This window comes from Burkholderia sp. Bp8984 (assembly GCF_003853755.1).
In the GTDB taxonomy this organism is placed as follows: domain Bacteria; phylum Pseudomonadota; class Gammaproteobacteria; order Burkholderiales; family Burkholderiaceae; genus Burkholderia.
The window spans coordinates 250,397-274,078 of record NZ_QTQN01000005.1; the positions used below are offsets into that span (position 1 = coordinate 250,397).

Here is a 23,682-nt window from a genome sequence, read left to right on the forward strand (position 1 = left end):
CGAACAAAGCCCCCGGGGACACCAGGGGCTTCATGACTGCTGGCTGACTCCGGCTCGCTTCAGCGGCCCGATTTCAGTTCGGTCCACAGACGCGTCTGCAGACGCTGGATTTCAGGCGGCAGCGGCTTGAGCAGGAACAGCGTCTTCACGACGTCGGCCGGCGGATAGACGGCCGGATCGTTCGCGACGTCGGGCCGCACGTACTTGCGCGACTCGGCGTTCGCGCTCGGGTAGTACACGGCGTTCGTGATCGCCGCGTGCACCTTCGGATCCTCGATGTAGTTGATCCACTGCAGCGCGGCGTCCTTGTTCTTCGCGTCCTTCGGGATCGCCATCACGTCGAACCAGACCGGCGCGCCGCCCTTCGGAATGTAGTACTCGACCTTGTACGGCTTCTTCGCCTCGATCGCGCGATGCTTCGCGATCACGACGTCGCCCGACCAGCCGAACGCGAAGCAGATGTCGCCGCCGACCAGATCGTTGATGTAGCCCGACGAGTTGAACTGCGTGATGTACGGGCGGATCTTCTTCAGCACCTCCATCGCGGCCTTGTAGTCGGCCGGGTTCGTGCTCATCGGATCCTTGCCGATGTAGTGCAGCGCCGCCGCGAACATCTGGTCCGGCGCGTCGAGCACCGACACGCCGCAGGTCTTCAGCTTCGAGATGTTTTCCGGCTTGAACAGGATGTCCCAGTTGTCGAGCGGGACCTTGCCGAGCGCCTGCTGCGCCTTCGTCAGGTTGTAGGCGAGACCGGTCGTGCCGTACGCCCAGGGCACCGAGTACTTGTTGCCCGGGTCCGCGCCGGCGACGAGCGCCATCAGTTGCGGATCGAGGTACTTGAGGTTCGGCAACTTCGACTTGTCGAGCGGCGTGAAGATGCCGGCGGCGATCTGCTTGCCCGCGTAGTTGCTGGTCGGCACGACGATGTCGTAGCCCGAGCTGCCCGTCAGCAGCTTCGCCTGCAGCGTGTCGTCGCTGTCGTAATTGTCGTAGCGGACCTTGATGCCCGCCTGCTTCTCGAAGTTCGGGATCGTGTCCTTCGCAATGTAGTCCGACCAGTTATAGACATTGAGCTGCGTATCCTTCGCCGCCGCCGCCGATGCACCCACGCACAGCGCGAGCGCTGCGAACCGGCCCACTACGTTTGCTTTCATCCCGTTCTCCCTCCGGCCGGACCGCTTGTCCGGCTGCCGTCTGCCTCGTCATGGCGGCGCGTTCCGGCACGCCGCCCCTCGAAAACCCCGAACGCTACCACCATTCGCGCTCCGTCACAAAAAAATCATGCCCGTGTCGCGCAAACGGAACAGATTCCCGCCGCCGGCCGCTCGGGCGGCCCGCGCAGCGGGGCGTTCCGGGGGAATTCTATCGGGTAATCGGCGTCTGTCCATCGGGAAAAGAAAGCGGTGGCGAAACCGCGTGCCGCATGCAGCACAAGCGGCCCGCGCGACGCGCGGTGCATGCGGCCGTTTCACCGGTGAAATCGCGACGCGCTGCGACACGCGCCGCGCGCCGTGCCCGGCCCTGTCCGGCACGGCGGGCCAGCCGTCGCCGACGGCGACCCGGCCATCGTCCAACCGTTCGGCCGACCGGCCGCCGCGTCACGGCACGCTAGCGGCGTCCGCCGGCCGCCCCGTCCCGATGCATTAAAATGACGCCCTGACGATCTCACTGCGCGAACCCTCCCGATGGCCTCCAATCTCCACGACCTGCCCGACAGCCCCTGCATCGGCGTGTGCTCGACCCTCTTCGACGAAGTCTGCAAGGGCTGCGGCCGCACGGCCGGCGAAGTGTCGAACTGGGTGTTCCTGAGCGACGACGAGAAGCGGGCGGTGTGGGAGCGCATTACGCGCGAAGGCACCGCGATGCGCTTCCAGTACGACAAGCTGTAAACCGGCCGCACAAAAAAAGAGCGGCATGCCGACTGCCATGCCGCCAACCCCAACTCTGTTCTTGTCCGTGAACCGTTAGAACTTCATCCCGACGCCCACGCCGACGATCAGCGGATCGATGTGCAGCGTGCCGATGCCCTTGTCGCCGAGCGTCGCATCGGTGCTCATCCAGATCTTCTTCACGTCGACGTTCATGAACACCTTCTTCGTCAACTGCACGTCGACGCCGAACTGCAGCGCCGGACCGAAGCTGCTCTTGTTGATCGACACGCCTTCCCCGCCGACGTTGAGCCCGTTGTTGTAGAAGTACGTGTAGTTCAGGCCCGCGCCGACGTACGGACGCACCTTGCCGGCATGGTTGAAGTGGTACTGCAGCAGCAGCGTCGGCGGCAGCACGCCCACGCCGCCGAGATTGCCGAGGCTCGACGTCATCTGGTGCCGCGACGTGCCGAGGATCAGCTCCACGCCCAGGTAGTCGCGGATCATGTAGGTGAAGTCGAGCTCCGGCACGATCGCGTTGTTCACGCCGGTATTGATCGCGCCGAGCGTGTCGCTCGCGCGTTCGTTCGGCTGGATGCTGATCGCGCGCAGGCGGACCAGTACGTCACCCTGGTTGATCCCGTCGCCCGGCGACGCCGCGTGCGACAGCGTGGGCATCGTGACCAGACTCGCCGCGACGGCGGCAGCGGTGACACATGTTCGAATCGTTTTATGCATGGTAAAGACCCCTGAAGAATGCATTCCATTTTCCTCGTAGGGTCTTTTCGTCGTTTTGATATCCGTCAAGCCAGCGTAAACCTCGGACGGTTTGTCGCAGTCGCCGCGGCACGGCCCGTCAGCAGCAGGTCGAGCAGATCGCGCACGCTGCGGATCGCGTTGCCGAACGGCAGCGCTTCGTGGCCGCGGAAGAACAGGCCGTTCGCGACGTCGCCCCGCAACGCGGCCGCGAGCCGCGTGTCGATGCAGAAATGACCGAACTTTTCGATGCCGTCGCGCAGCCCGCAGACGCTCAGGCACTCGAGCGCGGTCGGGCAGCGCTGCCTGAACGCGCCGAGCTTGTCGCGAATGCGCGTTTCGTTGCGCAGGTAACGATCGAGCCACGGTGTCTTCACCGCGCGCGCCGGCAGCCCCGTCACGCTGACGAATTCGACGATGTCGTCGGGCAGCGCGTCGGCCAGTACGCGCTTGAAGTTCGGATGCGCGTCACCTTCCTCCGTCACCGCGAACGGCGTTCCGACCTGCACGCCGTTCGCGCCGGCCGCGAGCGCCGCACGCACCGAGTCGTGACTGTTGATCCCGCCCGCGACGATCAGCGGGATCGTGTCGCGCGCCAGGCCGAGCGACGCCATCACCTGCGCGGCCTCGTCGAGCACGCGCGCGAAATCGAAGCGCGCATCGTGCATGTCGTCGATCTGCGTGACCCCGAGGTGGCCGCCCGCATGCGCGGGATGCTCGATCACGATCGCATCCGGCAGCCGCCCCTTCTTCATCCACTTCTTCAGCACCAGCGCGATCCCGCGGCTGTCCGACAGGATCGGGATCAGCGCGATGTCGCGCCCCTGCGTGAGATCGGGCAGATCGAGCGGCAGGCCCGCGCCCATCACGATCGCGTCCGCGCCTTCGTCGCACGCGACGCGCACGTAGTCCGCATGCGTGCGCACCGCCTTCATCACGTTGACCGCGATCATCCCGCGGCCTTCGCCGTAGGTCTTCGCGAGGCGAATCTCGCGCGCGAGCGCGTCGAGGTTCGCGGCCTCGAGCGTCGCGCGGTCGGGATTCGCGCGACAGCGCGCGAGCAGGTCCGCGTGGTGGTGACGCAGGTCGATGCTCGCGATCGTGCCGAGCGCGCCTTCGCGCGCGACGCTGCCCGCGAGGCGGTGCGCGGAGATGCCGACGCCCATGCCGCCCTGCACCACGGGCAGCAACGCGCGGCCGCGAATCGTGAGCGGCGGGAAGGAAGTGCGTGCGGTCATCTGAACCTCGTCGAAACATCGGAAATCGGAAACGCGATGATCGACGATCCACCGACGCGCATCTTGACGGCCGTCAATAAAAAAACGGCACGCGAGCGTGCCGTTTCGGGTCAGGCGGGGTGCGACGCTCAGGCCGGATTCGCCGGCTTGAGCTGCATCGACTTGTATTCGAGATACTCTTCGAGCCCGTACACGCCGTTCTCGCGGCCGTGCCCCGACTGCTTGTAGCCGCCGAACGGCGCGGCGCTGTTCCACGTGCCGCCGTTGATGTCGACCTGCCCCGTGCGGATGCGGCGCGCGACGCGCATCGCGCGTTCGTCGCTGCCCGCCCACACCGCGCCGCCGAGCCCATAAGGCGAATCGTTCGCGATGCGCACGGCTTCGTCTTCGTCGCGATACGTGATGATCGACAGCACCGGCCCGAAGATTTCTTCCTGCGCGATCGTCGATTTCGGATCGACGCGGCCGAACACCGTCGGCTTCACGAAGAAGCCCTTCGCGAGCCCTTCCGGCAGGCCCGTGCCGCCCGTCACGAGTTCCGCGCCGTCGTCGATCCCGCGCTGGATGTAGGCCTGCACGCGCTGCTGCTGCGCGGCCGATGCGAGTGCGCCGAGGCGCGTCGTTTCCTGGCGCGGGTCGCCCGCGACATACGCTTCGGCCGCCGCCTTCGCGAGCGCGCGCGCCTCGTCGTAGCGCGCTTCCGGCACCAGCATCCGCGTGTGCGCCGAACAGGTCTGGCCCGCGTTCAGGTAGCACGCGTTGACCGTGCCCTTCACCGCCGTCGCGAAATCGGCATCGTCGAGAATCACCGACGCCGACTTGCCGCCCAGTTCGAGCGCGACGCGCTTCACGCCCGCGGCCGCGAGTTCGGCAACGCGCTTGCCGGCGCGCGTCGAACCCGTGAACGACACCATGTCGACGTCCGGATCGGTCGCCAGCACCTCGCCGACGACCGGGCCGTAACCGCATACGAGGTTGAACACGCCCGGCGGCAGGCCCGCTTCGTGAATCGCCTCCGCGAGCATGAACGCGTTGAGCGGCGCGACTTCGGATGGCTTCAGGACGACCGTGCAGCCGGCCGCGAGCGCCGGCGCGACCTTCAGCGTGACCTGGTTGAGCGGGTAGTTCCACGGCGTGATCGCCGCGACGACGCCGACCGGCTCGCGCACCACCAGCGAGTTGCCGACCGTCGCCTCGAATTCGAACGATTCGGCGAGTTTCGCGTACGCCTTCCAGTTGTAGATCGGGCCGCCGACCTGGATCGCACGCGACAGCTTGATCGGCATCCCGACTTCGCCGGTGATCGACTGCGCGAGTTCCTCGCTGCGCGCCTGCAGACGCTCGACGATCTTGCGCAGGTAGCCCGCGCGCGTCGCGGCCGGGGTCGCGGCCCACGCGTCGAACGCCGCGCGCGCCGCGCGGATCGCGTCCTGCGCGTCCGAGGCCGTGCCCTCCGGAATCCGGCCGATCACGGCCTCGGTGCCCGAGTCGATCACGTCGATCGTGCCCGTTCCGGCCGGCTTGCGCCATGCACCGTCGATGTAGAACTGGTTGTAGATTTTCATCGCTTCCTGTCTCCCGGAAAACGGCCATTCTAACGAGTGTGGCGCCACCCGGCGATGACGCCGGACCAGACCGCGAGCGCCGCCGAACGGTCCGCACGGGCGCCGGCGAGCGGGTGCCGGATACCGGACGCCCGCGGGGCTGCGGCATCCGCGCCACGCCGGCACGCCACGAGGCCGCACGACGTGGCCCGCATCGTGCTATGTTTTTAGTATCGGCGCCGGCCGCTGCAGGCCGCGCCACCCGGAATCGATGCCTTCGTGAGCGCTGCCATGACCGACGCATCCCATATCCTCGGCTCGCAAGATCGCCTGGAGCTGCTGTGCTGGCTCACCTGCGGCAATCTCGGCGCGTTTTACCTGAACGAAACCTGGCCGGACGCATCGTTCCAGGTGCAGGCCGCGCACCGCTGGCTCGACCGCCATCACCGGCAGGCCGACTGGCTCGCGATCGCGAAGCTGGCCGCGCTGGCGCAGGACATCGCCAAGCGGCACGCCGACTTCGTCGACGCGTCGTGGGCGCGTGACGCGGTCGAGGAAATCGTCGATACCGACGATCTCGATTACCGGGCGAAACTCGTGCAATGGGTGTACGAAGACTGCTGCAAGGCGCTTGCCGACAAGCGGCTCGCGGATTGATGCGACGGCACAAGGCGGCGGGCGGCGCGCGAGGTGATGCGCCGGTTGCGGTCGCAGCGCCTGCCGGCCGGAAACGGCGCCGCCGCGTCGAATCGTCATCGAGGGTGCCGCACCCGACCTGACATTTTCCCTTCAATGGCCGTCGTGCCGATCCGGTAACGGCGAACATCTGCCCGGATACGAAAAAACCCGCCAGGCTTGCACCTGGCGGGCTTCCGGTACATCAGGTCGGGCATGGCCGCCCGGGCAATTACTCCTGCCCCTGACTCGTCAGGAACTCCTCGTAATTCCCGCCGAAGTCGAACAGCGTGCCGTCCGTGCGCACTTCGATGATCCGGTTCGCCAGCCCGCTCACGAATTCGCGGTCGTGCGACACGAAGATCAGCGTGCCTTCGAACTGCTCGAGCGCGATCTGCAGCGACTCGATCGACTCCATGTCCATGTGGTTGGTCGGCTCGTCCATCAGCAGCACGTTGTGGCGGCCGAGCATCAGCTTGCCCCAGATCATGCGGCCCTTCTCGCCGCCCGACAGCACCTTCACCGACTTCTTGATGTCGTCCGACGAGAACAGCAGGCGGCCCAGCGTGCCGCGCACCATCGTTTCGTCGTCGCCGTCCTTGCGGTACTGGTCGATCCAGTCCATCAGCGTGATGTCGTTCGGGAACTCCTCGTACGTATCCTGCGGCATGTAGCCGACGTTCGCGTTCTCCGACCACTTCACCGTGCCGTGATCGAGCTGCAGCGCGCCGAGCAGCGAACGCAGCAGCGTCGTCTTGCCCGCGCCGTTCTCGCCGATGATCGCGATGCGCTCGCCCGGCTGCACCGACAGGTTGAAGTTCTGGAAGATCGTGCGCTCGTACTTCTTCGTGATGTCTTCGGCGACCACCGCGACGTTGTGCAGCTTCTTCTCGAACTCGAAGCGGATGAACGGGTTCTGACGCGACGACGGCTTGAATTCCTCGATCTTGATCTTGTCGATCTGCTTCGCGCGGCTCGTTGCCTGGCGGGCCTTCGACTTGTTCGCCGAGAAGCGGCGCACGAAGTCCTGCAGCTCGGCCACGCGTTCCTTCGCGCGCGCGTTCGCCGCGGCCTGGCGCTCGCGCGCCTGTGCCGATGCGAGCATGTAGTCGTCGTAGTTGCCCGGCCAGACCTTCAGCGTGCCGTAGTCCATGTCGGCCATGTGCGTGCACACCGAGTTCAGGAAGTGACGATCGTGCGAGATGATGATCATCGTCGAGTTGTACTCGTTGAGCGTGTGCTCGAGCCAACGGATCGAGTTGATGTCCAGGTTGTTGGTCGGTTCGTCGAGCAGCAGCACGTCCGGCTTCGAGAACAGCGCCTGCGCGAGCAGCACGCGCAGCTTCCAGCCCGGCGCGACGTCGGCCATCGTGCCGTTGTGGAACTTCTCCTCGATGCCGATGCCGAGCAGCAGCGCGCCCGCGCGCGCCTCGGCGTCGTAGCCGCCGTATTCGGCGAACTTGCCTTCGAGCTCGGCCGCGTGCATGTAGTCGTCGTCGGTGGCTTCCGGGTTCGCGTAGATCGCGTCGCGCTCGGTCATCGCGGCCCACATTTCGGTGTGGCCCATCATCACGACGTCGAGCACGCGCACGTCTTCATACGCGAACTGGTCCTGGCGCAGCTTGCCCAGGCGCACGTTCGGCTCCAGCGCGACGTTGCCGGCGCTCGGCTCGAGGTCGCCGCCCAGGATCTTCATGAAGGTCGACTTGCCGCAGCCGTTCGCGCCGATCAGACCATAGCGGTTGCCCTCGCCGAATTTGACCGAGATATTCTCGAACAAGGGCTTCGGCCCGAATTGCATCGTGATGTTGGCAGTAGAAAGCACGGCAGGTCCCGTAAGAGAGAAATCGACGGAAAACCGTGTATTTTAGCAGGTGTCGGAGAAACTGCCGACCGCACTGTTCCGGCCCCGCCAGCCGGGCCGCCGCGCGCGGCGCCGGCGCCCCCCGTCGGGGCTCCTACTTGCCTTCCTTCGCCGCGCGCTTCTGCGCCGCCTTCTCCTTCATTTGCCCGAACAGCTCCGCGCACGGCACGTCGCGGTTGTTGCTCGGCGCGATCAGCGGAACCAGCGCCGCGAACGGGTTGATCAGGCCGAGCCCGACCATCGCGCCGGCGCGCAGCGCGAGCGCGCCCGCGTCGACGCCGACCTTCGGGTTCTTGAACGTGCCCTTCGCATACAGAGGCGAGCGCAGCGAGAAGACCCGGAAACCCTTCGTGTGCGGGTGGATCTTCAGGTCGATCGATTCGTCGCGCAGGTTGACCGGGCCGTCGACGTTGATCAGCGCATCGTCCGTATCGAGCGCGAACACCTTGGGGTCGAGCATCCCGTCGGTCGCGACGAAGTCGATCGCCGCGCAGTTGATGTTCACGTCGCGGGTGCCGAACAGCTTCTCGTAGACGACGTTCGCGACGTTCAGCCCTGCCGCCTCCATCAGCAGCAGGCTGATGCGGCCATCCGTGATGAGCGCCTTCACTTCGCCGGTCGAGGTACCCGCGAGCGCGGCCGGCGAGTTGCCGGTCGCCGACAGCGACGCGTCGCCGTTGATCTCGCCGAGCGCGGTCTGCATCACCTTCTGCGTCGGGAACAGCTGCTTGAGCCTCAGGTGACGCGCGGACAGCGTGAAGCGGCCCTTGAGCGGCGTGCGGCTGCCGTCCAGATGCGCGGTGGTCGCGAGCGTGCCGCCCGCGACGCCGAACTTCAGCGGCTCGAGTGTCAGCACGCCGTCCTGCAGCAGAACGTGCGTGTACAGGTCGGTAATCGGCAGCTGCGGGCTCTTGATCAGCTTGCGGCCGGTGAACTTCACGTCCGCGTCGATCGCGCTCCAGCGCTCGGTGCGGAACCTCGAAACCGGCAGCACGCGGTCCGGCGGCTGGCGCGTCGTGTCGCCGCGCCTGGCCTTGCTCGCGGCCGTGTCGGCGCCGATCACCGGCGCGAGGTCGGAGAACTGCAGCAGTTTCGACTCGAGCTCGCCCGACAGCTTCGGCCGCGGCTCGCGCTGCGCCCACGTGAGCGTGCCGCGCAGATCGCTGCCGCCCACGCGGCCGTTGAAGTCCTCGTAGCGGAACGTGCTGGCGTTCTGCTTGATGTTGCCGATCAGCCGCCCTTCGGTCGCATACGGCGGCGTGTCGGGCAGCGTGATGCCGGTAATCTGGTAGAGGTGCGACATCGACGTGCCCTGCAGCCATAACCGCAGGTCGAGCGCCGCGAGATGCATCGGGTCGGTCAGCGTACCGACGATCGCGAGCCGCGTGTCGCCGGCCTTCACGTCGGCCTGCAGCGGGAACGGCTGCGTCGACTTCTCGATCGCCAGCACGCCGCCCACCTTGCCGGTGCCGCTGATCGGCACGTTCTTGTAGCGGCCGTCGACCTTGAGCCCGAACGCATAGGTCGGGCCGGACGGCTTCGCGGGCGCGGCGGCCGCCGACGCACCGGATGCACCTGACGCACCACTCGCGCCGGATGCCGGCGGGGCCGTCGATGCAGAGGAAACCGAAGTAGCCGGAGCGGCGCCGGACACTCCCGACGCCGCAACGGCAGACGCCCCGCTCGCCGCCTGCGGCGCCGACGCACCCGATGCGGCTTCCGCATTCGCCTTCGCGCTCAATTGCGCGGCGCCATGCTTGCCGACGCGCTGGGCCGATGCCGCACGCGACCTCTGTTCCTGTTCCTTCAGCACGTCGCCGAGCGGAATCGGCTGGCCGAGCGTATCGATCGCGACCGTGAGATCGGCCTTCGTGATCGCATCGCGATACGTGACGATGCCCTTCGCGAACCCGAAGCTGTCGAGCCGCACCTTCCACGGCGACGGCTGCGCGGATTGCTTGAACTGGAAGGTCCACGTATTGCGGCCGTCGGCGAGCCGCTCGAGGTCGACTGCGGGATTGACGACATCGATCGACGGAATGACGATTTCGTGCGCGAGGAGCGGCAGGATGGCGAGATCGAAATGCGCGGCATCGACCGTGGCGAACCTGGGCCCCTTCGCCCAGTCCGGATTGCCGATCTCGAGTTGCGTGGCCGAGAAGCTCGGCCAGGGTACCCATGCACGCCAGCCGGTCTCGCCGTCGGGGCGACGCCAGCCGACCTTGAGATCGCCGTTGATCGCAAACGAACGGCCAAGCGCGGTACTCACATGTTCGTTGACCCACGGTTTCGCGCGGTTCCAGTCGAACGTGACGATAAAAATGCCGGCGGCCGCGATGATCAGTGCGACGATGCAGACGATCCATGCAGCCGATTTGCCGATGGCTCGGGCTAGCGTCATGGCGATTCCGTTGTTGTTATGCAGAGTGTGCACGCCATGTCGGGCCACGTGCGTGAATGAACGAAGCACGACACTGGCGGCTTTTCAATCTGTATTATGACGCACGCTCCGACGACGCCTCGGCGCCATTAACGCTTTTTTTCATTTTCGACATGACAGCCCCGACCGGTCTCATCGATGCGCAGCACATCACGCGCCGCGACGCCAGCAGCGGCAAGACTTTGCTGGCGCCGACCGACTTCAGCCTCGCCGCGGGATCGCGAATTGCTATCACCGGACCATCGGGTTCCGGCAAGAGCGTGCTGCTGCGCGCGCTCGCGCTGCTCGATCCGCTCGACGGCGGTCAGATCCTGTGGCGCGGCAAGCGGATCAGGCGCAATGCGATTCCGCGCTACCGGCGCAGCGTCGCCTACGTGCGCCAGCGACCCGCGCAGATGGACGGCACCGTCGAGGCGCAATTGCGCTATCCGTACTCGCTCGCGATCTATCGCGACGCGACGTTCGACCGTGCGCGCGCCGAAGCGCTCGCGGCCCGCGCCGGTCGCGGCGCCGATTTTCTCGACAAGCGCGCGAGCGAACTGTCGGGCGGCGAAGCGCAGATCGCCGCGCTGCTGCGCGTGCTGCAACTCGACCCCGACGTGCTGCTGCTCGACGAGCCGACGTCCGCGCTCGACCCCGACTCCACGCGCGCGATCGAAGCGCTCGTCGGCGCCTGGTTCGACGCGGCCCCCGATGCGCGCGCCTGCATGTGGATCTCGCACGATCCGGCGCAGGCCGCACGGATCGGCACGACGCGGCTCGTGATGCAGGCCGGCGTGCTGCACGCCGCCGCGAGCACGACGGAGGCGGCACGATGAGCCCGGCACTGCAGGATCTGAGTCTCGTCGACGTCGGCATCGCCGCCGCGCTCGTCGCGGTCAACGGCGCGATCTCCGCGGCGCTGTCGCTCGGCCTCGGGCGCAAGCTCGCGCTCGCCGCCGTGCGCACCGTCGTGCAGTTGCTCGCGATCGGCTACGTGCTCGGCTGGGTGTTCGGCCATCCGCACTGGACCGTCGTGCTGCCGCTGACCGCGTTGATGACGCTGATCGCGGGCTTTGCGGGCGCCGGCCGCGGCAAGCGCACGTATCGCGGACAGCGCGTCGACAGCATCGCGTCCATCTGGTTCAGCAGCTGGTTCGTCGCGGCGATCGGGCTGTTCGTCGTGATCCGCATTCATCCGTGGTACACGCCGCAATATGCGATCCCGATCCTCGGGATGATCCTCGGCAATACGCTCACGGGCGTGTCGCTCGGCGTCGAACGGATGATGGAGGAACTGACGGCACGGCGCGACCGCGTCGAGACCGCGCTCGCGCTCGGCGCGACGCGCTGGGAAGCCGCGCAGGACGCCGCGCGCCAGGCCGTGCGGGCGGGCATGCTGCCGACGCTCAACCAGATGGCCGTCGTCGGTGTCGTGAGCCTGCCGGGGATGATGACCGGCCAGGTGCTGGCCGGCCAGTCGCCGCTGCAGGCCGTGCGCTACCAGATCGTGATCATGTTCCTGATCGCCGCGGCGTCCGCGCTCGGCACGGTCGGCGCGGTGCTGATGACGTATCGCCGGCTGTTCTCCGCCGATCACCGCTTTCTCGCATCGCGGCTCGAGGAACGCGCGCATTGACGCGCGGCGCCGCGCCCCGCGCGGCGTGCGGTCAGCGGGCGCTGCGGCGTTTGCCGAGGGCCTGGCGCAACGCGGCCTTGACGTCGGCATCGGGCGCCAGCCCGTCGACCGACGCGACGAGCCGCACCGCGCGTGGTGTCGTCACATAGGCCTGCGCGCCGACATAACCGCCGCTGCCGGCCGAGCGCGTCGTGACGACGAGCGCCTGCGGCGCACGCGCACCGAGGTCGGCCGTGAAGGCGTCGGCGACGGTGCCGTCACGCGCATGCAGCACACCGGTTACGTAGTCGTCCGTATCGAAGCCGGGCGCGGCATGCGCGGTCGAATACACGCGCACCGCATAGCTGCCGGTCGAACACGGCTCGAGTGCGCCGCTCGACACGACGGCGACCTGCTGTCGCGACGGCAGCTCGACTTTCTTCGCGAAGCTGCAATCGTCGGCCGCCTGCGCATGAGTGGCGACGAACGCAGCGGCCGACAGCAGCGCGCGCATGCAATGTTTCATCGGGATGTCGTACGGGGAAGAGGGAGAAGCCCGGGAGGATAGCGCGACATCCGCATCACGTCACGCGCGCCGGGGGGCGAATGGCCGCGCTGTCGGTGCGCACCGGACACGACGCACATCAAACCTCAAACAACGGAAATACGCGAAGCCGCGCGCCACGAAACCGTCACGCGCGGCACTGCCCGGATCACCGGATACGCATCGCGGTTGGTTGCGCACGCACCGGACGTCTTGCCGGCCCGCGCGCACCGCTCAGCGCTTGATCGACACCGTCACTTTCGTGCCGTCGCTCATCGAGACGGACTTCGAGCCGCCATTGGTCGAAATCGACACCCACTTGACCTGGCTCACCGACACTACATCCGGGCACTGCAGCGACTTGCCGCCCGCGCTCACGTTGCGCGTGCCTTTCGGCGCGGCCGCCTGGAAGCTCATCTGCACGTTCGCGATCCCCTTCGCGTCGACCGACGGCGCGAGCCGCACCTGGGTCTGGCGCACCATCGCGCCGTTCGCGTCGCGCGGCAGGTTGTCGGCGTTCGGGCAACCGTCCGGCATCGCGACCGCACCGCCCGGCGGCACCGACTTCCAGTTGAAGTCGTCCGTTTCGCCCGAGCGGATCTTGCGGGTCTCCTGCGTATTGCCGAAGGTCTTCGAATCGACCTTGACGGTGTATTCGAGCTGCCCTGTCCCGCCGCCCTTCAGGCTGCCCTTGACCGGCGGCGCCGCGAATACGCTCGCGCTGACGCACGCCGCCGCGAACACGGCAGACCACGATGCGGCGACTGACAAGCTGCGTTGGCTCATGCTGACCTCCTTGTAATGCGGCGGCACGCGCGTGCCGCGCGGTTTTCGATGCATGATGCGTTGCCAGTCTACCGCCAAGCGGCATGCAATGCGCCGCAAACGCATCGGGTGTTACCCCGCTTGCGTTCGCGACGCGGCATCCCGTACGCGCGACGCCGGCGCTCGGGAACACGCCGGGCAGACCCAGGTTTTCCGCCCCGAAGGAAGTCCCCTTGGGGGATGCCCATCGGCGCCTGGCGCGAAGCGACGGGTCTGCGGCACTCAGAAGCCGCTCAGCACCAGCTTGCCGATCGCGCGCCCGGCTTCGAGCAGCTGATGCGCGCGCCGCACGTTGGCGGCGTTGATCGTGCCGAGCTGTTCGCCGAGCGTCGTGCGCAGCGTGCCGCCGTCGACGAGCCGCGCCACCTCGCCCAGGATCTTGTGCTGCTCGATCATGTCCGGCGTCTCGAACATCGCACGCGTGAACATGAATTCCCAGTGAAACGCGGCGCTCTTCGCCTTCAGTTGCTCGACCGGAATCGGCTTCTCGTTCTCGACGATCGTGCAAATGCCGCCCTGCGGGCGGATTACTTCCGCCGCGGCAGGGAAATGACGGTCCGTGTCGTTGAAGATCAGCACGTAGTCGACGCTCGGGTAGCCGATTTCACGCAGTTGCGCGGGCAGGTCGCCGAAATGATCGACCACGTCGTCCGCGCCGAGCGAGCGCACCCATTCGGCCGACGCCGGCCGCGACGCGGTCGCGATCACGCGCAGCCCGGCGAGCGTCTTCGCGAGCTGGATCGCGATCGAACCCACCCCGCCCGCGCCGCCGATGATCAGCACCGACTTGCCCGCGTCGGCGCCCTGCGGCGACACGCGCAGCCGGTCGAACAGCGCCTCCCAGGCGGTCAGCGCGGTGAGCGGCAATGCGGCCGATGCCGCGAAATCGAGCGAGCGCGGCTTGAGCGCGGCGATCCGCTCGTCGACCGCGTGGAATTCGCCGTTCGCGCCGGGCCGCGTGATGCTGCCCGCGTAGAACACCTCGTCGCCCGGCCGGAACAGCGTGACCTCGGCACCGACCGCAACGACCGTGCCGGCCGCATCCCAGCCGAGCACGCGCGGCGTCTCCTCGACCTGCGGTTTCGGCGCGCGCACCTTGGTGTCGACCGGGTTCACGGAGATCGCCTCGACCTTCACGAGCAGGTCGCGCGGGCCCGGCACCGGTTGCGGCAGTTCCACGTCGACGAGCGCCTGCGGGTCGTCGATCGGCAGGTAACGGGTCAGTCCAACGGCTTTCATCACGAAACTCCTTCAGGGAAATCGGGCGGGCCGCGGCGCAGCCCCATGCATGCCATCGTAGGCGCCCCGATCCTTCGAGAAAACCGCTATATTTCCTGAAACATTTTCAGGAATTTCAGAATAATGACGTCCGATCCGATTCCAGCCCCTGACAAGCCGCTCGACCTGCTCGACGTCGGCCTGTTCGTGCGCGCCGCGCTGCTCGCGAACGTGAGCGCGGCCGGGCGCGAGTTCGGCGTATCGGCCGCGGTCGCGAGCGCGCGCATCGCGCAGCTGGAGCGCCAGCTCGGCGCGCGGTTGCTGCATCGCACCACGCGCCGCATCGGCCTGACGCAGGACGGCGAAGTCTTCATGGCCCGCGCCGAGGCGCTGCTGTCGGCCGCCGACGCCGCGCGCGCCTCGGTCGGCCACGGCCGCAGCGAGCCGTACGGGCGGCTGAAGGTGTCGATGTCGTCGTCGTTCGGCCGCCAGCACGTCGCGCCCGTGATTCCCGCGTTCCTGCGCCGCTACCCGTCCGTGTCGCTCGACTTGCGGCTGTCCGACGAGATCGTCGACCTCGTCGACGACGGCTACGACGTCGCGATCCGCCTCGGCGCGCTGAAGGATTCGACGCTGGTCGCACGCAGGCTCGCCGCGAACCGGCGCGTGCTGTGCTGCTCGCCCGCGTATCTCGCCGAACACGGCACGCCGCGCCATCCGGCCGACCTCGCTCAGCACGAATGCGTGATCCTCGGCGACCAGCGCGACTGGTCGTTCGTCACGCCGCAAGGCCCGCTCACCGTGCGGGTCGGCGGCCGGCTCGTCGCGAGCAATGGCGAGGCGATCCGCGAAGCGCTCGTCGACGGCTTCGGCATCGCGATCAAGTCGACCTGGGACGTCGGCCCGCTGCTCGCGAGCGGCGCGCTCGTCACCGTGCTCGACGACTACCCGTTCGCGAACGACGTCGCGATCTGGGCCGTCTATCCGAGCCGCGCGCACGTGCCGCTGAAGACGCTCGCGTTCATCGCGTTCCTGGCCGAACACTTCGGCGATCCGCCTTACTGGGATCGCGACCGGCAATCGCCCGAATAGCCCGAATAGCCCGAATAGCCCGCACCGTCCGCCAAATCGCCGTGCGTGCGGCACCCGGCACGGCGCCCGCGCCGGTTCCCGGCGGCGATCCGGTCGCGATCGGATACCAACCGGCTACAATGGCGCGTTCGCGACGCAACGGCCCGACGCCGAACGGGGCCCGCGTTCGCAGGCGGCCGCATGCCGGCCGCGCACGCGTTTCATTCGCTTCCAAACATTCCGTCATGACCCACAACCTCGTCATCCAGAGTCTCGCGCCGTTGTCGGACGCGCATCACAAACCGCTGCTCGCGCTGTCGCGCGGCACCCGCATCGTGCAGACCGACGATCACGCGCTGCGCATCGAAAACGCCAACCCCGCGCAGCGTCTCGACATCGACGCGTACTGCGGCACGCATGCGCTCGACTTCGGCTTCGTCGAAGCCGGCCGCACGCTCGGCGAGTTCGGGCTCGTCGTGATGGACATGGACTCGACGCTGATCACGATCGAATGCATCGACGAGATCGCCGATTTCTGCGGGCTGAAGACGCAGGTCGCCGAGATCACCGAGGCAGCGATGCGCGGCGAGATCCGCGATTTCAACGAAAGCCTCACGCGCCGCGTCGCGCTGCTCGCGGGGCTCGACGCGCAGGCGCTCGAGCGCGTGTACGAGGAACGGCTGCAGCTGTCGCCCGGCGCGGAGACGATGCTCGCCGGCGTGAAGGCCGCGGGCCTGAAGACGCTGCTCGTGTCGGGCGGCTTCACGTTCTTCACCGAGCGCCTGAAGGCGCGCCTCGGCCTCGACTTCGCGCACGCGAACACGCTCGAGATCGTCGACGGCAAGCTGACCGGCAAGGTGCTCGGCGAGATCGTCAACGCCGACGTCAAGGCGCGCCTGCTGCGCGACACCTGCGCATCGCTCGGCATCGAGCCGAGCCGCGCGATCGCGATGGGTGACGGCTCGAACGACCTGAAGATGATGGCCGAAGCCGGGCTGTCGGTCGCGTTCCACGCGAAGCCCGTCGTGCGCGATGCGGCCACCGTCGCATTCGACCACGTCGGCCTCGACGGGCTGCTGCGGCTGTTCTGATTTCCGATCCGCGCAAGCCGCCCATGAAAAACGCCCGCGCGATGTTGCATCGCGCGGGCGTTTTGCTGTTCCGCTCGGGGTTCGGTGCTCAGCCGAGCGTGGACTGCATCGCGCGCTCGATATCCGCACGCAGGTCGGCTTCGTCTTCGAGACCGACGTAGAAGCGTACCAGCGTGCCGCGATGCGGCCAGTCCGGGCGCATCGACGCCACGTCGTAAGGCATCGCGAGGCTGCACGCGCCGCCCCAGCTCCAGCCGATCGCGAACAGCTCGAGCGCCTCGACGAAACGATCGATCTTCTCGGCACTGTAGCGCTCGTCGAACACCACCGAGAACAGCCCGCCCGCGCCGGTGAAGTCGCGCATGAACGATGCGTGCCCCGGACAGTCCGGCAGTTGCGGATGCAGCACGGCCGCGATCTCCGGGCGCGCCTTCAGCCACTGCGCGAGCGCGAGCGCGCTCTTGCTGTGCGCATCGAAGCGCACCTGCATGCTCGGGAGGCTGCGCAGCACGAGCGAGCAGTCGTCGACCGACACGCCGATCCCGCAGCGCATCCGGGCGAGCTTCAGTTGCGCCTGCAGCGCCGCGCTCGCGGTGATCGTCGCGCCCATCAGCACGTCGCTGCCGCCCGATTGATACTTGGTCAGCGCCTGCACCGAGATGTCGACGCCATGCTCGAACGGCTTGAACGCGAGCCCGGCCGAATACGTGTTGTCGATCGCGGTGACGATGCCGCGCGCCTGCGCGACCGCCGTGATCGCACGCACGTCGGGCACTTCCATCGTCACCGAGCCCGGCGCCTCGATCCAGATCAGCCGCGTGTTCGGCTGGATCAGGTCGGCGATGCCGGCGCCGACGAGCGGATCGTAGAAGCGCGCGGTGATGCCGAAATCCTTCGCGAGCCAGTTGCCGAGATCGGCGTTCGGCCCGTAGACGTTGTGCGGGATCAACACGTCGTCGCCCGCCTTCACGATCCCGAAATAGACGTTCATGATCGCCGCGAGACCCGACGGCTGCAGCAGCGCATGCGAGCCGCCTTCGATCTCGGCGAGCCGCTGCGCGAGCGCGAGCGACGTCGGGGTCGCATGCAGCCCGTAGCGCCACTGGTTGTCGTCGTGCCAGACCAGCGCGCGCATCGTCGCGAGATCGGGGAACACGACCGTCGATGCACGCTCGACCGGCGGCACGAACGAACGGAAGCCATCCGGGATGTTGTCGTCGGGTTGAACGATGCGGGTCTGGAGTGCGCGCTTCGGAGTGGATGCAGTCATGGCAGGAGGCCCGGAGAAAGGCCGTTCGGTTGCGGAATAGGTCGCTAGGTTAGCCAAAATCGGCGCGGTTGGCCCGGTACAATGCGCGCCGCATGCGCCGAGCCAGCGCGCGCTCAGTCGTCGGCGCGCAGATTGACAACGTTGCCGACCGTCTCGATTTCCTGCACGCGGCCGTCGCGTACCTGCAGCGCCGCGCGCTTGCCCGGCGCCAGGCGCAGCACGACGGGTTGCGGATCCGATTCGTCCGAGTTCATCCGGTCGGCCTTCAGCTCGCCCGTCGCGTCGAAGCGACCAATCCACACGCCCGTGATGTTCGTGCCGTCGTTCGATTCCTCGATCTCGAGCGTGTCGCCGTCGCGATCGCCGGCGAGCAGCACCACCTCGCCCGTGTCCGTGAACTGGTATTCGCCGTGCACGCCCGCCTCGTCCGTCTTCGGGCCGAGATGCACGACGATCGGCCGATCGCCGAGCGTGCCTTCGTAGCGCGGCAGGCGGGCGAATTCCGGATTCGGCCGCAGCGGCCGGGCGGGCGCCACTTCATCCTGCTGCGCGCCCGGCGCGGCAGCCTGTGCCGCGACCACGCCCGGCATCGCGAGGCCCGCCGCCAGCGCGCCGGCAATCACCAGCGCCCGTTGCCATTGCGAATATCGACCCACCTTGTGTTGCTCCTTGCTTCAGATTCGCTCGAAAATCGCGGCGACATGCTGCGCGTCGCCGCTGCACATCGATCGCCACGCGCACATGGCGACCGCCGATGCGCAGGCGCCGAGCGCGGTACGCACACCGCTCGCCAGCCGTTCACGTCGCCCGTCATCCGGGCGTTCGAGTGAACACGTCGCGTAGCCGGCGTGCGAGAGCCGCGTCAGCCCTGCATCAGGCGTTCCACCGCGTCGCGGCGCGGAATCGGTGCGACCGCACCGTAGCCGGTCGTCGACAGTGCCGCCGCCGCGTTCGCATAACGCGCAGCCGCGAACGGATCGTCGCCTGCGACGATCCGCGCAACGAACGCACCGCCGAAGCAGTCGCCCGCGCCCGTCGCGTCGACGGCCTCGACCGCGAAGCCCGGCACCACGCGCCGTTCGTTCGGCGTCGCGACATACGCGCCTTCCTTGCCGAGTTTCAGCGCGACGACCCGCGGCCCGTGCTCGAGCATCGCATCGACGATCGCGTCGCGATCGTTCGCACCGGTGAGCGCCGTGACGTCGTCCCAGCTCGGCAGGCAGATGTCCGTCTGGCGCAGCGCTTCGCGCATCACCGCGCGGGCGCGCGGCAGCGGCCACAGCTTCAGGCGCAGGTTCGTGTCGAAGCTGACCTGCGCGCCGTTGCTGCGCGCGTGGTCGATCGCCGCGAACGCGGCGTCGCACGCGGCCGTGCCGATCGCGAGGCTGATGCCGGACAGGTGCACGGCCCGCGCCGCGGCCAGCGCATCGAGCGGCAGATCGGTCACTGCGTAGCGGCTCGCCGCGGAACCCGCGCGCAGATAGTCGAACTGGTGGCCGTCAGCGCCGTGCGTGACGAAATACACGCCGGTCGGCGCCGTGCGGTCGATCCGCACGTACGTCGTATCGACGTGCTCCGCCGCCCACATCTCGGTCAGCAGGCGGCCGAACGGATCGTCGCCGATCGCCGACACGAAGCCCGTCGACGCGCCCTGGCGCGCCGCGGCGATGCAGAAGTTCGACGTGTCGCCGCCGAAGCCTTGCAGGAACTCCGGCCGACCCGGCTGCGACTGGTTGAATTCGATCATCGCCTCGCCGAGCGCGAGGATCTGCGGCAGTGCGGCGGTCATCGCTTAAACCTCGCCCCACAGGTCGTGGCCGTCCGCGCCCGTGATCTTCACCGACACGAAATCGCCGACCTTGTAGCGCTTCGACGCCTTGGTCGCCGGCTCGACGTAGACGACGCCGTCGATCTCCGGCGCATCCGCCGCCGTGCGGCCGATGCCGCCTTCCTCGCCGACTTCGTCGATCAGCACCTTGAGGGTCTTGCCGACCTTGCGCTGGATGCGCCGCGCCGACACTTCCTCGGCCACTTCCATGAAGCGCGCGCGGCGTTCTTCGCGCACCTCGTCCGGCAGCGCGCCGTCGAGTTCGTTCGCGGTCGCGCCTTCGACCGGCGAATACGCAAAGCAGCCGACGCGATCGAGCTCCGCCTCGCGGATGAAGTCGAGCAGCGTTTCGAACTGTTCTTCCGTCTCGCCGGGGAAGCCGGCGATGAACGTGCTGCGGATCGTCAGGTCCGGGCAGATCTCGCGCCACTTCTGCACGCGCTCGAGCACCTTCTCGGCGTTCGCCGGGCGCTTCATGCGCTTCAGCACGTCCGGATGCGCGTGCTGGAACGGCACGTCGAGATACGGCAGCACGTGGCCCTTGAACGGGCCTTCGGCCATCAGCGGAATGACTTCGTCGACGCTCGGATACGGGTACACGTAGTGCAGGCGCACCCATGCGCCGTACTGCGCGGCGAGTTCGCCGAGCGCGGCGACCAGGTCGGTCATGCGCGTCTTGATCGGCTTGCCGTTCCAGAAGCCGGTGCGGTACTTCACGTCGACGCCGTATGCGCTCGTGTCCTGCGAGATCACGAGCAGTTCCTTCACGCCGGACTTGAAGAGGTTCTCGGCTTCGAGCATCACTTCGGCGACCGGGCGCGACACGAGGTCGCCGCGCATCGACGGGATGATGCAGAACGTGCAACGGTGGTTGCAGCCTTCGGAAATCTTCAGGTATGCGTAGTGACGCGGCGTGAGCTTGATGCCGGCCGCCGGCACCAGGTCGGTGAACGGGTCGTGCGGCTTCGGCAGGTGCGAATGCACGGCCTGCATCACTTCGCCCACCGCGTGCGGGCCGGTGACGGCGAGCACCTTCGGGTGGACTTCCTCGATCAGGTTCGAGCCGCTCGCGCTCGACTTCGCGCCGAGGCAGCCGGTGACGATCACCTTGCCGTTCTCGGTCAGCGCTTCGCCGATCGCGTCGAGGCTTTCCTGCACGGCTTCGTCGATGAAGCCGCAGGTGTTGACGACGACGAGGTCGGCGCCGTCGTAGGTGCCGGAGATTTCATAACCTTCGGCACGCAGCTGCGTGATGATTTGTTCGGAGTCGACGAGGGCTTTCGGGCACCCGAGCGACACGAAGCCTACTTTGGGGGACTGGGACATCTGGAATGTGGGGGCGTGGCGGCAAAAGCGTGAGTTTACAGCTATTTATGGGTCAGCGAGGCAAAACCGGCGGACGGAGTGCCGTGGATGGCCCCCCAATATGCGGTGCGCGCGGGCGCATCGAGCCGCCACGGACGATTGATCCAACCCTTTCATGCCTCCGGTGATGATCCAACGGCCCCGATCATCCCCGCGCCACCGCCCAGTAATCGCCCCAGCGCCGCCCCGCCGCTATGCGAAAATCGCGGCATCCACTTCCTACCCAACGGGGTTCGCATGACCACCCACATCACGATCGAATTCACCGAGCACGCCGCCGAAACCATCGGCGAGCAGACCAGCACCAGCTTTTCCTATGACCAGGGCGCCCACGTACCGCAGCCTGGCGACTTCGTCGAGCTCGAGAATTCGCCGCAAACGTTTCTCGTGATCGGCCGCGTGTTTTCGCTGAAGGCCAACTACTGTGCGGTGAAGCTCGTACTCGATCTGCCTCCGGCCGACGATCATCAGGACTTCGATCCGGCGCTTTGAGCGATACGGGCGAACTGCTCCCGCTTCGCAGCAAGGTGCCGTTGCACGGACCCGACGCAACGGCACCGGCCCTGACCGGCACGAACGCGCGCCGACAGGCGCAACACCAGCCGCGCTTGTCTTGAGTATCTGGAATTCGATCGACCGGAAGACGGTCATGCCCGCCCCGCGCAGGGGCACAGGCATCTGGTGCCGACGATCAGGAACGACCGACGGCGACATCAAGCGGCGGCGGGCCGCCAACCACCGTCGCGCCCTAGCACACGATCAGTTTGATTTCACCGCCACACGTCGCGGCGCCGACCGTCCGGCGGCGCATGCCGCCGCGGCCAGCCTGCCGCGACCTCGTTACTTCTTCTCCGGCTCCGGCGTGCCCGGTTGCTTGAACGGGAACGTGCTGAACATCGACTTCGCCTGATTCTGCATCTGCTCCTGCATCTGCACGAACATGTTCTTCGACTGCTCGATGTAGCTCGTCATCATCCCTTGCATCATCGGCGCCTGCATGTTCATGAACTGCGACCAGACTTCCGGATTCATCGCGTTGCCTTCGTACAGGTTCTTCGATTGATCCGCGAGCTTGTTCTGGATGTCGATGAACGCCTGGATGTTCTTTTCCAGGTACGTGCCCATCATGCCCTGCATCGCATGACCGTAGAAACGGATGATCTGCGACAACATCGACGACGAGAACATCGGCACGCCGCCGCTCTCTTCCTCGAGGATGATCTGCAGCAGGATGCTGCGCGTCAGGTCTTCGTTCGATTTCGCGTCGACGACCTTGAAGTCCTCCTGTTCCAGCACGAGTTGCTTGACGTCGGTCAGCGTGATGTACGTGCTCGTCTCGGTATCGTAGAGCCGGCGGTTCGGGTACTTCTTGATGAGCCGCTCGGCCGTTTTCTTTGTAGTAGTCATGTAACGCCTTTGGGTGCAGCGTAGCGCAAGTGACAAATCCCCGCCTCCCGGATCCGGGAGGCGGGGGCCTTCGGAAACGCCAGGCTGCACGGCCGGTCCGGCCTGCGCAGCCCGGACGTTCAGCCCATGTGCAGGCCGCCGTTCAGCGAGAAGTCGGCGCCGGTCGCGAAGCCGGAATCGTTCGACGCGAGCCACGCGACGATCGAGCCGATTTCCTCCGGCGCACCGAGACGCCGCACCGGAATCGTCGCGACGATCTTCTCGAGCACGTCCGGACGGATCGCCTTCACCATGTCGGTGCCGATGTAGCCGGGCGACACGGTGTTGACCGTCACGCCCTTCGTCGCGACTTCCTGCGCGAGCGACATCGTGAAACCGTGGATGCCGGCCTTCGCGGTCGAGTAGTTCGTCTGGCCGAATTGCCCCTTCTGGCCGTTCACCGACGAGATGTTGATGATCCGGCCCCAGCCGCGCTCGACCATCCCGTCGATCACCTGCTTCGTCACGTTGAACAGGCTCGTCAGGTTGGTGTCGATCACGGCCGTCCAGTCTTCATGCGTCATCTTGCGGAACACGACGTCGCGCGTGATGCCCGCGTTGTTGACCAGCACGTCGATCTCGCCGACTTCAGCCTTGACCTTGTCGAACGCTGCCTTGGTCGAGTCCCAGTCGCCGACGTTGCCTTCCGACGCGATGAAATCGTAGCCGAGCGCCTTCTGGTCCTCGAGCCACTTCACCCGACGCGGCGAGTTCGGGCCGCAACCCGCGACCACCTTGAAGCCGTCTTTCGACAGACGCTGGCAGATGCTGGTGCCGATGCCGCCCATCCCGCCCGTTACGTACGCAATTCGCTGAGACATAAATCTCACTCCATTTTTTGGTTTCGAGAGCCGCCGGAGGCCCCTCTGACTTCACGTGGCACCGGCCGAAGCCGCAATCGGCCGGCGCCCGGATTGGTTTGGCAGTGACGGACGACCGGTTACGGACGCTCGACCGCGAGCGCAACGCCCATCCCGCCGCCGATGCACAGCGACGCCAGCCCGCGCTTCGCATCGCGCTTGGCCATCTCGTGCAACAGCGT

At 67.1% G+C, this 23,682-nt stretch carries 23 protein-coding genes; 7 read left to right on the top strand and 16 right to left on the bottom strand.

The annotated features are described in order from the left end of the window. Positions 1-59 precede the first annotated feature (59 nt). The gene (locus tag DID98_RS08135; RefSeq protein ID WP_124485422.1) at positions 60-1,154 is read right to left on the bottom strand and encodes a polyamine ABC transporter substrate-binding protein; all 1,095 of its coding nucleotides are present in this window, start codon (positions 1,152-1,154) and stop codon (positions 60-62) included. 531 nt (positions 1,155-1,685) lie between these two features. On the opposite strand from DID98_RS08135, the gene DID98_RS08140 reads away from it, so the two are divergent. After that, positions 1,686-1,889, top strand: a complete 204-nt coding sequence (locus DID98_RS08140; protein ID WP_027784516.1) for a DUF1289 domain-containing protein — start codon at positions 1,686-1,688, stop codon at positions 1,887-1,889. A gap of 75 nt (positions 1,890-1,964) precedes the next feature. Here the strand turns inward: DID98_RS08140 and DID98_RS08145 are convergent, their stop codons facing one another. From DID98_RS08145 to DID98_RS08155, 3 genes are all read right to left on the bottom strand, one after another. Then, entirely contained in the window at positions 1,965-2,606 is a 642-nt protein-coding gene (locus DID98_RS08145; protein WP_044848916.1) for an OmpW family protein, read from the bottom strand. Positions 2,607-2,671: 65 nt separating this feature from the next. Further along, entirely contained in the window at positions 2,672-3,862 is a 1,191-nt protein-coding gene (locus DID98_RS08150; RefSeq protein ID WP_124570543.1) for a nitronate monooxygenase family protein, read from the bottom strand. 128 nt (positions 3,863-3,990) lie between these two features. Next, complete coding sequence (locus tag DID98_RS08155; protein WP_124485420.1) at positions 3,991-5,427, bottom strand: aldehyde dehydrogenase family protein; 1,437 nt, start codon at positions 5,425-5,427, stop codon at positions 3,991-3,993. A gap of 270 nt (positions 5,428-5,697) precedes the next feature. Here DID98_RS08155 and DID98_RS08160 point away from each other — a divergent pair, with 270 nt between their 5' ends. Next, complete coding sequence (locus DID98_RS08160) at positions 5,698-6,063, top strand: hypothetical protein (RefSeq protein ID WP_044848913.1); 366 nt, start codon at positions 5,698-5,700, stop codon at positions 6,061-6,063. A gap of 250 nt (positions 6,064-6,313) precedes the next feature. Here DID98_RS08160 and DID98_RS08165 read toward each other — a convergent pair whose 3' ends face one another. Beyond that, positions 6,314-7,906 carry an ABC-F family ATPase gene (locus DID98_RS08165; protein ID WP_044848912.1) on the bottom strand — a complete coding sequence of 531 codons (1,593 nt, stop codon included), beginning with the start codon at positions 7,904-7,906 and terminating at the stop codon, positions 6,314-6,316. A gap of 133 nt (positions 7,907-8,039) precedes the next feature. Next, complete coding sequence (locus DID98_RS08170; protein ID WP_124570544.1) at positions 8,040-10,346, bottom strand: AsmA family protein; 2,307 nt, start codon at positions 10,344-10,346, stop codon at positions 8,040-8,042. Between the two features lie 152 nt (positions 10,347-10,498). On the opposite strand from DID98_RS08170, the gene DID98_RS08175 reads away from it, so the two are divergent. Together DID98_RS08175 and DID98_RS08180 are read left to right on the top strand one after the other, a co-directional pair. Further along, a complete protein-coding gene (locus tag DID98_RS08175) occupies positions 10,499-11,203 on the top strand; it encodes an ATP-binding cassette domain-containing protein (protein ID WP_124485418.1) in 705 nt (234 codons plus the stop codon). Further along, on the top strand, positions 11,200-12,003 hold the full coding sequence (locus tag DID98_RS08180; protein WP_124485417.1) for an ABC transporter permease: 804 nt from the start codon (positions 11,200-11,202) through the stop codon (positions 12,001-12,003). The genes DID98_RS08175 and DID98_RS08180 overlap by 4 nt, the downstream gene beginning before the upstream one ends. A gap of 31 nt (positions 12,004-12,034) precedes the next feature. Here DID98_RS08180 and DID98_RS08185 read toward each other — a convergent pair whose 3' ends face one another. From DID98_RS08185 to DID98_RS08195, 3 genes are all read right to left on the bottom strand, one after another. Further along, a complete protein-coding gene (locus DID98_RS08185; protein WP_124485416.1) occupies positions 12,035-12,508 on the bottom strand; it encodes a PliI family lysozyme inhibitor of I-type lysozyme in 474 nt (157 codons plus the stop codon). A 252-nt stretch (positions 12,509-12,760) separates the two neighbouring features. Beyond that, entirely contained in the window at positions 12,761-13,312 is a 552-nt protein-coding gene (locus tag DID98_RS08190) for a DUF6013 family protein (protein WP_124485415.1), read from the bottom strand. Positions 13,313-13,573: 261 nt separating this feature from the next. Further along, on the bottom strand, positions 13,574-14,590 hold the full coding sequence (locus tag DID98_RS08195; protein WP_124570545.1) for a zinc-binding alcohol dehydrogenase family protein: 1,017 nt from the start codon (positions 14,588-14,590) through the stop codon (positions 13,574-13,576). A 123-nt stretch (positions 14,591-14,713) separates the two neighbouring features. On the opposite strand from DID98_RS08195, the gene DID98_RS08200 reads away from it, so the two are divergent. Together DID98_RS08200 and serB are read left to right on the top strand one after the other, a co-directional pair. Continuing rightward, a complete protein-coding gene (locus DID98_RS08200; protein ID WP_124570546.1) occupies positions 14,714-15,661 on the top strand; it encodes a LysR family transcriptional regulator in 948 nt (315 codons plus the stop codon). A 224-nt stretch (positions 15,662-15,885) separates the two neighbouring features. After that, on the top strand, positions 15,886-16,731 hold the full coding sequence (gene serB, locus DID98_RS08205) for a phosphoserine phosphatase SerB (protein WP_124485412.1): 846 nt from the start codon (positions 15,886-15,888) through the stop codon (positions 16,729-16,731). A gap of 88 nt (positions 16,732-16,819) precedes the next feature. Here serB and DID98_RS08210 read toward each other — a convergent pair whose 3' ends face one another. From DID98_RS08210 to rimO, 4 genes are all read right to left on the bottom strand, one after another. After that, positions 16,820-18,001 carry a cystathionine beta-lyase gene (locus tag DID98_RS08210; protein ID WP_124521688.1) on the bottom strand — a complete coding sequence of 394 codons (1,182 nt, stop codon included), beginning with the start codon at positions 17,999-18,001 and terminating at the stop codon, positions 16,820-16,822. Positions 18,002-18,114: 113 nt separating this feature from the next. Next, a complete protein-coding gene (locus tag DID98_RS08215) occupies positions 18,115-18,657 on the bottom strand; it encodes a hypothetical protein (protein WP_124570547.1) in 543 nt (180 codons plus the stop codon). Between the two features lie 206 nt (positions 18,658-18,863). Further along, positions 18,864-19,790 carry a sugar kinase gene (locus DID98_RS08220; protein ID WP_124570548.1) on the bottom strand — a complete coding sequence of 309 codons (927 nt, stop codon included), beginning with the start codon at positions 19,788-19,790 and terminating at the stop codon, positions 18,864-18,866. A gap of 3 nt (positions 19,791-19,793) precedes the next feature. After that, on the bottom strand, positions 19,794-21,155 hold the full coding sequence (gene rimO, locus DID98_RS08225; protein ID WP_044848901.1) for a 30S ribosomal protein S12 methylthiotransferase RimO: 1,362 nt from the start codon (positions 21,153-21,155) through the stop codon (positions 19,794-19,796). A gap of 276 nt (positions 21,156-21,431) precedes the next feature. Between rimO and DID98_RS08230 the strand changes: the two genes are divergently transcribed. After that, a complete protein-coding gene (locus DID98_RS08230) occupies positions 21,432-21,686 on the top strand; it encodes a hypothetical protein (RefSeq protein WP_124485713.1) in 255 nt (84 codons plus the stop codon). A 348-nt stretch (positions 21,687-22,034) separates the two neighbouring features. Here the strand turns inward: DID98_RS08230 and phaR are convergent, their stop codons facing one another. The 3 genes from phaR to DID98_RS08245 all read right to left on the bottom strand — a co-directional run. Then, the gene (phaR, locus tag DID98_RS08235; protein WP_006478701.1) at positions 22,035-22,601 is read right to left on the bottom strand and encodes a polyhydroxyalkanoate synthesis repressor PhaR; all 567 of its coding nucleotides are present in this window, start codon (positions 22,599-22,601) and stop codon (positions 22,035-22,037) included. Positions 22,602-22,720: 119 nt separating this feature from the next. Beyond that, a complete protein-coding gene (locus tag DID98_RS08240) occupies positions 22,721-23,461 on the bottom strand; it encodes a 3-ketoacyl-ACP reductase (RefSeq protein WP_059537451.1) in 741 nt (246 codons plus the stop codon). Between the two features lie 119 nt (positions 23,462-23,580). After that, positions 23,581-23,682: hypothetical protein (locus DID98_RS08245; RefSeq protein WP_146229717.1), on the bottom strand; the 102-nt coding region annotated here is incomplete at its 5' end.

Coding starts and splice junctions, on each gene's coding strand:
- DID98_RS08240 (WP_059537451.1), bottom strand. CDS start 23,461: ATGTCTCAGCGAATTGCGTACGTAACGGGCGGGATGGGCGGCATCGGC.
- DID98_RS08200 (WP_124570546.1), top strand. CDS start 14,714: ATGACGTCCGATCCGATTCCAGCCCCTGACAAGCCGCTCGACCTGCTC.
- DID98_RS08140 (WP_027784516.1), top strand. CDS start 1,686: ATGGCCTCCAATCTCCACGACCTGCCCGACAGCCCCTGCATCGGCGTG.
- phaR (WP_006478701.1), bottom strand. CDS start 22,601: ATGACTACTACAAAGAAAACGGCCGAGCGGCTCATCAAGAAGTACCCG.
- DID98_RS08210 (WP_124521688.1), bottom strand. CDS start 18,001: ATGACTGCATCCACTCCGAAGCGCGCACTCCAGACCCGCATCGTTCAA.
- DID98_RS08145 (WP_044848916.1), bottom strand. CDS start 2,606: ATGCATAAAACGATTCGAACATGTGTCACCGCTGCCGCCGTCGCGGCG.
- DID98_RS08230 (WP_124485713.1), top strand. CDS start 21,432: ATGACCACCCACATCACGATCGAATTCACCGAGCACGCCGCCGAAACC.
- DID98_RS08180 (WP_124485417.1), top strand. CDS start 11,200: ATGAGCCCGGCACTGCAGGATCTGAGTCTCGTCGACGTCGGCATCGCC.
- DID98_RS08160 (WP_044848913.1), top strand. CDS start 5,698: ATGACCGACGCATCCCATATCCTCGGCTCGCAAGATCGCCTGGAGCTG.
- DID98_RS08190 (WP_124485415.1), bottom strand. CDS start 13,312: ATGAGCCAACGCAGCTTGTCAGTCGCCGCATCGTGGTCTGCCGTGTTC.
- DID98_RS08155 (WP_124485420.1), bottom strand. CDS start 5,427: ATGAAAATCTACAACCAGTTCTACATCGACGGTGCATGGCGCAAGCCG.
- DID98_RS08220 (WP_124570548.1), bottom strand. CDS start 19,790: ATGACCGCCGCACTGCCGCAGATCCTCGCGCTCGGCGAGGCGATGATC.
- DID98_RS08135 (WP_124485422.1), bottom strand. CDS start 1,154: ATGAAAGCAAACGTAGTGGGCCGGTTCGCAGCGCTCGCGCTGTGCGTG.
- rimO (WP_044848901.1), bottom strand. CDS start 21,155: ATGTCCCAGTCCCCCAAAGTAGGCTTCGTGTCGCTCGGGTGCCCGAAA.
- DID98_RS08175 (WP_124485418.1), top strand. CDS start 10,499: ATGACAGCCCCGACCGGTCTCATCGATGCGCAGCACATCACGCGCCGC.
- DID98_RS08150 (WP_124570543.1), bottom strand. CDS start 3,862: ATGACCGCACGCACTTCCTTCCCGCCGCTCACGATTCGCGGCCGCGCG.
- serB (WP_124485412.1), top strand. CDS start 15,886: ATGACCCACAACCTCGTCATCCAGAGTCTCGCGCCGTTGTCGGACGCG.
- DID98_RS08185 (WP_124485416.1), bottom strand. CDS start 12,508: ATGAAACATTGCATGCGCGCGCTGCTGTCGGCCGCTGCGTTCGTCGCC.
- DID98_RS08170 (WP_124570544.1), bottom strand. CDS start 10,346: ATGACGCTAGCCCGAGCCATCGGCAAATCGGCTGCATGGATCGTCTGC.
- DID98_RS08195 (WP_124570545.1), bottom strand. CDS start 14,590: ATGAAAGCCGTTGGACTGACCCGTTACCTGCCGATCGACGACCCGCAG.